Origin of the sequence: Mesorhizobium sp. M0018, assembly GCF_040323955.1 — a bacterium.
GTDB lineage: Bacteria > Pseudomonadota > Alphaproteobacteria > Rhizobiales > Rhizobiaceae > Mesorhizobium.
In genome coordinates, this window is sequence record NZ_JAMYVL010000058.1 from 1 (window position 1) to 8,647 (window position 8,647).

An 8,647-nucleotide genomic window follows, 5' to 3' on the forward strand; every position below is an offset into this window, starting at 1 on the left:
AAACGTCCGAGCCACTTAAGGCGAGGAGGTCGCGTCGACCTTAATCAAGACGCTTCGGTGCGAGTGGATCCACGGCTTCATCGCCGACTTCTTCAACACTATCCACCACCTATCTCGGCCTTCGCCGCAGTTGAATCTAGGCGATATCCTCGCCGCTCAGGCGGCGCGGGCTTCGCGCATCGAACTTTCCAGGATGTCGAGCGCCTCGTTCATGACGCCGTCCTGGATGGTGATCGGCGCGAGGAAGCGGATGACGTTGCCGTAGACGCCGCAGGTCAGCAGGATCAGGCCCTTGTCGAGCGCCTTCAGCCGGACCGCATTGGCGAGTTCCGGCGACGGCAGGCCCTTCGTCACATCGTTGAACTCGACCGCGTTCATGAAGCCGGGGCCTCTGATATCGACGATTTCCGGGACTTCGTCGCGGATCGCTTGCAGGCGCTGCTTCAGCCGGTTGCCCAGCGTGTTGGCCCGGTCGCAGAGCTTCTCCTCGTCGATGACGTCGAGCACGGCATGCGCCGCGGCGACGCCGATCGGGCTGCCGCCATAGGTGCCGCCGAGTCCGCCGGGGTTTGGTGCATCCATGATCTCGGCACGCCCGGTGACCGCCGCCAAGGGGAAGCCGCCGGCCAGGCTCTTGGCCATGGTGGTGATGTCGGCTGCCACCTCATGGTGGTCCATGGCGAACATCTTGCCAGTGCGGGCAAAGCCGGTCTGCACCTCGTCGGCGATCAGCAGCATGCCGTGCTGGTCGCAGATCTTGCGCAATGCGGTCATGAAGTCGCGCGGCGCCTCGTAGAAGCCACCCTCGCCCTGCACCGGCTCGACGATGATCGCGGCGACGCGGGCCGGATCGACATCGGCCTTGAACAGCCGGTCGAGCGCCGCCAGCGAATCGGCGACCGAGACACCGTGCAGCGCCACCGGGAACGGTGCATGGAAGACATCGGCCGGCATGGCGCCGAAGCCGACCTTGTAGGGCACGACCTTGCCGGTCAGCGCCATGCCCATGAAGGTGCGGCCGTGAAAGCCGCCGGAAAAAGCGATGACGGCCGGCCGGCCGGTGGCGTTGCGGGCAATCTTGATCGCGTTCTCGACCGCCTCGGCGCCGGTGGTGACGAAGATCGTCTTCTTGTCGAACTTGCCGGGCAGCATGCCGTTCAGCCGTTCGGCCAGCCTGATATAGCTCTCATAGGGCACGACCTGATAGCAGGTGTGGGTGAAGCGGTCGAGCTGCGCCTTGACCGCTTCGATCACCCTGGGGTGACGGTGGCCGGTGTTGACGACGGCGATGCCGGACGAGAAGTCGATGTAGCGGCGGCCTTCCACATCCCAGATCTCCGAGTTTTCGGCGCGATCGGCATAGATCTGAGTGGTCATGCCGACGCCGCGCGAAATCGACTGGCTCTTGCGTTCGGAAATGGCTGAATTTGTCATCGTATCCCTCACCGGGCCGGCGCCCGCTCTCGTTTGATGGCTGTTGAGACTCTTCTGGGCTTATTTCAGGTTTTCCTCAAGTTGGCACTGGCGGCGGGCGATTGGGCCTGCGGTCCGGCGGGCGACCTGACACAAAGTTGCCAAGTCCCGTTCCTTCGCGCCCCCCTCTGTCCTGCCGGACATCTCCCCCACAAGGAGGAAGATTGGCAGCTTCGTCGGCAGCGTTCCTTCTATAACGTTGGCGATTGGCGAAATCAGTGGTGACGGCCAATCTCCCCACCCGTGGGGGAGATGGCCGGCAGGCCAGAGGGGGCGCGAAAGAACACGACGCGGGGAATTGAAAGCAAGCCTACTCACGCCGTCCGCACAAATCCCTCGCTGGCCCTCAGCAAATTGCGCGTATAATCCTTGGTGACACGGCGTTCGACAAGATCGTCCGCGGTCAGATTCTCCATCGCCTCGCCGTTCTGCATCACCATCAGCCGTTCGCACATGTGGGTGATGATGGCTAGGTCGTGGCTGACCATCAGGAAGGTCAGCTTGCGGCGGCGCCTGATCTCTTCCAGCAGGTTCAGCACCTCCGCCTGCACCGAAGCGTCGAGCGCCGAGGTCGGCTCGTCGAGCAGCAGGATCGACGGTTCCAGAATCAGGGCGCGGGCGATCGCCACGCGCTGGCGCTGACCGCCGGACAATTGATGCGAATAGCGAAAACGGAACCCGGTGCCGAGGCCGACCTCGTCGAGTGCCCGCTGGATGCGCTTTTCGCCGTCGGCGAAGCCGTGAATGGCGAGCGGCTCCTGCAGCAGGCGGTCGACGGTCTGGCGCGGGTGCAGCGAACCGTATGGGTCCTGGAAGACCATCTGCACCTCGCGGTAAAACGCCTTGTCGCGACGCGCGCCGAGCGTTTTGCCGTTGACCGCGATGGTGCCTGATGCGGCCGGCGCCAGGCCGGCGATTGCCCTGAGCAACGTCGACTTGCCGGAGCCGGACTCGCCGACCAGGCCGAAGGATTCACCGGATTCGACCTCGAGGCTGACGCCTTTCAACGCGCGGAAGCGGTCGAAGACCACCTCCAGCCTGTCGACGGAAAGGGCTGCCGTCATGCTGCCCACTCCGGCTTGCGGTCGAGCACCGGCAGCGGGTGACGGTCGGCGCCGATCTTGGGCATGCAGTTGAGCAGGCCGCGCGTATAGGGATGCTGGGCGCGGCCGAGCTCCGAGGCTTTGAGCTGTTCGACCACCTTGCCGGCATACATGACGATGACACGATCGCAGAAGGACGAGACCAGGCGCAGATCGTGCGAGATGAAGATCAGCCCCATGCCGCGCTCGCTGACCAGCCGGTCGAGGATGCCGAGCACGTCGAGCTGGACAGTGACGTCGAGTGCCGAGGTCGGCTCGTCGGCGATCATCATTTCCGGCCCGGCGATCAGCATCATGGCGATCATGGCGCGCTGGCCCATGCCGCCGGAAACCTCATGCGGATGCAGGTCGAAGACACGGGCCGGATCGCGGATCTGCACAGCCTCCAGCATGGCCAGCGCGCGGTCGCGGGCTTCGGCCTTGGAGACCTTCTCATGCGTGCGCAGCGTCTCGACGATCTGGCGGCCGATGCTCATCACCGGGTCGAGCGAATATTTCGGATCCTGCAGGATCATGGCGATACGCTTGCCGCGCAGCGCGCGGCGCTCGCGCGGCGAGGCGGCCAGCAGGTCGATGCCGTCAAAAGCGAGCGTCGTCGCGGTCACCTCGGCCTGCGGCGGGGTGACGCCCATGATGGCGCGGCCGGTCTGCGACTTGCCCGAACCGCTCTCGCCGACGATGCCGAGCCGCTCGCGGCCGAGCGAGAAGGAAACGCCGCGCACCGCCTCGATCAGGCCGGTGCGCGTCGGGAAGGTAACGCGCAGGTCGTCGACTTCGAGAAGCGTGCTCATTGGTCGCCACTCATTGGTCACCGCTTCGGGGATCGAGCGCGTCGCGCAGGCCGTCGCCGAGCAGGTTGAAGCCGAGGCTGACGATGAGGATGGCAAAGCCCGGCGCGCCCGCCACCCACCACTGATCGAGCACGAAGCGGCGGCCCGACGCGATCATCGCGCCCCATTCGGGCAGCGGCGGCTGCGCGCCGAGGCCGAGGAAGCCGAGGCCGGCCGCGGTCAGAATGATGCCGGCCATGTCGAGCGTCACCCTGATGATCAGCGAGGAGATGCAGAGCGGCATGATGTGGCGAAGCACGATGCGAAACGGCGAGGCGCCCATCAATTGCACCGCCTTGATGTAATCGGAATTGCGCACCGTCAGCGTTTCGGCGCGGGCGATGCGGGCATAGGGCGGCCACGAGGTGATGGCGATGGCAAGCACGGCATTTTCGATGCCGGGGCCGAGCGCGGCGACAAAGGCCAGCGCCAGGATCAGCTTCGGAAAGGCGAGAAAGATGTCGGTGATGCGCATCAGGATCGCATCGGTCCAGCCGCCGGCGTAACCGGCGACGGTGCCGACCAGCAAGCCGATGGGCGCGGCGATGATGGCAACCAGAATGACGACGTAGAGTGTCCAGCGCGAGCCGAAGATGATGCGCGAATAGATATCGCGGCCGAGATCGTCGGTGCCGAACCAGTGCGCCGCACTCGGCGCCAGGAGCCGCGAGCCCTTGAGGTCGCCGAATGTCGGCGAATAGGGCGCCAGCACATCGGCGAATGCCGCGACCACCAGCAGGGCGACGATGATGAGCAGGCCGGCAAACGCCAGCCGGTTGGCGGAAAAGCGCCGCCACGCCACATAGGCGCGGCCGAGCCTCGCCTGCACGCGCGACGCCGGCCGCTCGCTGAGCAGCCAGTCGCGGCGGGTTTGAATCGCTTCTGTGCTCATCCTGCCTTGGTCCTCATCCTGCCTTGGTCCTTGGATCGAGCAGCCGGTAGAGCAGGTCGGAGAATAGATTGATGGCGATGAAGACAGAGCCGATGATGATCGTGCCGCCAAGCACGGCATTCATGTCGGCGTTCTGCAGCGAGTTGGTGATGTAGAGGCCGATGCCCGGCCACGAAAACACTGTCTCGGTCAGCACCGAGCCTTCGAGCAGCCCGGCATAGGACAGAGCGATCACCGTGACCATCGGCACCGCGGCGTTGCGCAGCGCGTGACCCCAGATGATGCGCGTTTCCGACAGGCCCTTGGCGCGCGCTGCGACGATGTATTCCTGGGTGAGTTCGTTCAGCATGAACGAGCGCGTCATGCGGCTGATGTAGGCGAGCGAGAAATAGCCGAGCAGCGAGGCCGGCAGGATGATGTGGCGGAAGGCATCGGCAAATACGTCCCACTGCCGCTGCCAGAGTGCATCCAGCAGGTAAAAGCCGGTAATCGGCGTGAAGGTGTATTCGTAGACGACGTCGAGCCGGCCGGGAAAGGCGACCCATTGCAGCTTGGCGTAGAACAGCACCAGCGCCAGCAGCCCCAGCCAGAAGATCGGCACGGAATAGCCGACAAGGCCGATGATGCGCACGATCTGGTCGATGACGCTGCCGCGCCGCACGGCGGCCAGCACGCCAAGCGGCACGCCGATCACCGAACCGATCAATGTTCCCAACGTCGCCAGTTCGAGCGTCGCCGGAAAGGCGCGGCGGATATCGGTCATCACCGGATTGGTGGTCAGCACCGAGGTGCCGAAATCACCGTTCAGGGCATGTTTGACATAGATGTAGAACTGCTCGACCAGCGGCAGGTCGAGTCCCATCTCGCGGCGCGTTCGCTCGACGACGTTGGCCGGCGCCCGGTCGCCGAGCACCGCCAGCACCGGGTCGATCGGGATCACGCGGCCGATGAAGAAGGTCACCGCGAGCAGACCGAGATAGGTCGTTATCGCGATGACCAGGAACCGGGCGATCGATGAGGCCACGGCAACGGCGCGGGCGCCGCCGCGCCCTGCCGTCACTTCGCTTTCAACTACGCTCATACGGCGCGTCCGCCGGCATCACTCCCCGGCGTCACTCCTTCGAGACGGGGCCGACGAAGTTGGTGTCGAAGCTCGGGCCGAGCGCAAAACCCTTGAGGTTCTTGCGCAGGCCGGCCACTTCCAGCTGCTGGTGGATGATGACGAAGGGGCTGGTATCGAGGATCTTCTTCTCGAGATCCTGGTACATTGCGGCGCGCTTGGCCGCGTCCTTCTCGAGCAGGGCGGCTTCGGTTTGCTTGGTCAGGTCCGGGATGTCCCAGGCGTTGCGCCAGGCCAGCGTCTTGGTCTTGCCTTCATCCGAATTGTCCGGGTTGCTGGCAAAGGTCTGGGCATTGGAGTTCGGGTCGAAATAGTCCTGGCCCCACTGGCCGATATAGATGTCGTGGTTGCGGGCGCGGTATTTGGTCAGCGTCTGCTTGCCGTCGCCGGGGATGATCTCCAGCTTGATGCCGGCCTGTCCCAGCGTCTGCTGGATCGATTCCGCCATGCCCGTCGTCGGCTGCCCGGTGCGCACGTCCATGGTGACGCTGAAGCCGTCGGCGAGGCCGGCCTTGGCGAGCAGTTCCTTGGCCTTGGCGACGTCGAGCTTGAACGGATTCTCGTCCAGCTCGCCAAGCACGCCTTTCGGCAGGAAGGTCTGATGGATCTCGCCGATGCCCTTGAGGATGGTCGAGCTCAAGGCGTCGTAGTCGACCAGGTATTTGAAGGCCTGGCGAACCTCGGGCTTGGCCAGATTGGCGTTCTTCTGGTTGAGGCTGATGTAATAGACCGTGCCCTTCGGCGCGCTGGTGGTGGTGAGGTCGGCATTCTTGGCAATCGCATCGAGGTCGTTCGGCTCGAGATTGCGGGCAACGTCGATGTCGCCGGCCTCCAGCGCCAGGCGCTGGCCCGAACTTTCCTTCATGTTGCGATAGATGACGCGGGCAAGCTTGGCCTTCTCGCCGTAGTAATTGTCGTTGCGCTCAAGCACGACGGCCTCGTTGGCGCGCCATTCGCGCATTTTGAAGGCACCGGAGCCGGCATAGCCGGTCTTCAGCCAGGCATTGCCGAAATCATTGTCCCATTTGTAGTCGGCACTCGGCGTGACCGCGGCGACATGCTCCTTGACCAGCTTGGCGTCAACGACCGAAGCGACCGTCGCCGACAGGCAGTTCAAGACGAAGCTCGGCGCATAGGCCTTGTCGACGGTGAACTGGAACGTCGTGTCATCAACGGCCTTGGCCTTCTCGGTGACGTTGCCGCCATCGATACCGAACTGGCCGATAATAAAGGCCGGGCTCTTGTCGAGCTTGATGGCGCGCTCGAACGAATAGGCGACGTCGGCCGCCGTGATCGGATTGCCGGACGCGAATTTGAGGCCGGGCTTGAGCTTGAACGTGTAGGTCAGGCCGTCGTCGGAGACGCTCCAGCTTTCGGCGAGATCGCCTTTGACCTTGGATGTGTCGCTGAGGTCGAGGCGTACCAGAAGATCGTAGGTGTTGCCGGTGATTTCGGCGGTCGACAATTCGAATGCTTCGCCCGGATCCATGGTGATGATGTCGTCGATGGCGAAACCCTCGACCAGCGTGTCGGCGGGCGTGACCGCGAAGGCAGGCGCACCGGCCAGAAGCAGCGCGGACATGGCCGCGCCCGCGAGCAAGAAGCGGGAGCGTAGAGCAAACTTTTCCATCATCATTTTAACTGTTCCCTGTTTTTGTTGACCTGAGTTCCCGGCTCAGAGTTGTGGCATTTCTTGCCGCGTCGAACGGTGATCCCCGGACCGTTGTCTTGGCAATTTTTTGTGCGGTTCCGGTTCACCATATCCGGCGGTTTCGAGCGCGGCAACGAGCATTTGCAGAACGGTCGATTGGGCCAGACCGGCGGTGCGAAAATCCGGCTATTTCAGCGCGGTAACCAGGTCGGCGTCGGGAAAGCAGGTAGCGGAACGGCCGTTGCTGGCCTGCCATTTGCCGATCGAGCGGCGCGTCTTGAAGCCAGGCAGGCCGTCGGCGCTGCCGACATCGTAGCCCCTGGCTTCCAGCGCCCGCTGCAGGGCGGCGATGTCGGAGCGGTAGAGCCCGCCGACCGCGCCCCAATTGCCCGAGAAATTGCTGTCGCCATGGGCGATGCGATCGGCGCCATGGCCGATGAACAGGGCATAGAGATCGCTGGTGTTATACTGCTTCAGCACATAGAAATTGGGGGTGACGATGAAGGCCGGGCCGCTACGCCCGGCCGGCATCAAAAGAAAGCCCTCGGCTTTCAGTTCGCTCGCCGGGAACGGTTTACCCGACACACGCCTGATGCCCATATCAGCCCATTGGGAAATCTTCTTGCCCTGGTCCGGACCTTCGAGCGAGCACGGGACGCTGTCCGGCACAGTCACCTCGAAGCCCCAGCCGCGGCCCCTGACCCAGCCATAATGGACGAGATAATTGGCGATCGAGGCCAGTATATCGGGCGTCGAATTCCAGATGTCGGTGCGGCCGTCGCCGTCGAAATCGACGGCATGCTTGAGGAACGATGTCGGCATGAACTGCGGCTGGCCAAGCGCGCCTGCCCAAGACGATTTCATCGCGCCGACCGGGGCAAGCCCGCGCTCGACGATCTCGAGCGCAGCCAAGAGCTCGGTGCGGAAGAATTCCTTCTTGGTCGACATGAACGCCTTGGTGCCCAGCACCTCGAAGGCGTCATAAGGCATCTTCGCCGCGCCGAAGCCGCTCTCGCGGCCCCAGATCGCCAGCAGCACTTCGCCAGGCACGCCGTAGCGTTTCTCGATCGCGGCAAGCGTCCTAGTGTTGGTCGCCTCGCGGGTGCGGCCGCCGGCGGTCACCGCTCGGACTATCTTTTCAGCGAAATAGGCGCCCGGCGAACCGAATTCGGCCTGATGCTGCTTCTGCGGCGTCGTCGCCTTCTCGCCCGGCTTCACCAGGTCGGGCAGCCTGAGGTTCGGCTTTACGCCGTCGAAAGCGGCATCGAAGGTTTTCCTAGAGATGCCTTTGGCCTTGGCTTCGGGCCAGAGGTCGTTGCTGAGCCACGCGTGGAACTGGCCGTCGATTTTTGCGGCGGAGGCGGGAGTGGCGAGGATCAACCCAAGTAGGGCTGCTAGAAACGAGAGGCAGGCTAGTGTGCGAGCTCGGCGTTCTGTCGCGCCCCCCTTTGTCCTGCCGGACATCTCCCCCACTTGGGGGTGTTTGGACCGGAGACATCGCGAACAGGTGTGCGAGGACATCGCGAACAGTTTGGCGCGCTTTGCGCCGGGAGGTTCGGGATGCCATTCGAGGACACG

General features: G+C 64.0%; 7 protein-coding genes. All 7 read right to left on the minus strand.

The window, feature by feature from the left end:
• Positions 1–156 precede the first annotated feature (156 nt).
• Positions 157–1,434, minus strand: coding sequence for a 4-aminobutyrate--2-oxoglutarate transaminase (locus NKJ81_RS32080; RefSeq protein ID WP_352542926.1), 1,278 nt, complete (start codon positions 1,432–1,434; stop codon positions 157–159).
• Between the two features lie 353 nt (positions 1,435–1,787).
• Positions 1,788–2,537 (minus strand): ABC transporter ATP-binding protein, encoded by a 750-nt coding sequence (locus tag NKJ81_RS32085; protein ID WP_352542927.1) that lies wholly within the window; start codon positions 2,535–2,537, stop codon positions 1,788–1,790.
• The gene (locus NKJ81_RS32090) at positions 2,534–3,367 is read right to left on the minus strand and encodes an ABC transporter ATP-binding protein (RefSeq protein ID WP_352542928.1); all 834 of its coding nucleotides are present in this window, start codon (positions 3,365–3,367) and stop codon (positions 2,534–2,536) included. Before NKJ81_RS32090 ends, NKJ81_RS32085 begins: the two co-directional genes overlap by 4 nt.
• Positions 3,368–3,377: 10 nt before the next feature.
• The gene (gene nikC, locus NKJ81_RS32095; protein ID WP_352448584.1) at positions 3,378–4,298 is read right to left on the minus strand and encodes a nickel transporter permease; all 921 of its coding nucleotides are present in this window, start codon (positions 4,296–4,298) and stop codon (positions 3,378–3,380) included.
• Positions 4,299–4,311: 13 nt separating this feature from the next.
• Positions 4,312–5,379 (minus strand): ABC transporter permease, encoded by a 1,068-nt coding sequence (locus NKJ81_RS32100; protein WP_352448583.1) that lies wholly within the window; start codon positions 5,377–5,379, stop codon positions 4,312–4,314.
• Between the two features lie 31 nt (positions 5,380–5,410).
• Positions 5,411–7,054 carry an ABC transporter substrate-binding protein gene (locus NKJ81_RS32105; protein ID WP_352470047.1) on the minus strand — a complete coding sequence of 548 codons (1,644 nt, stop codon included), beginning with the start codon at positions 7,052–7,054 and terminating at the stop codon, positions 5,411–5,413.
• Between the two features lie 201 nt (positions 7,055–7,255).
• Complete coding sequence (locus NKJ81_RS32110) at positions 7,256–8,533, minus strand: lytic murein transglycosylase (RefSeq protein WP_352542929.1); 1,278 nt, start codon at positions 8,531–8,533, stop codon at positions 7,256–7,258.
• Positions 8,534–8,647 lie beyond the last annotated feature (114 nt).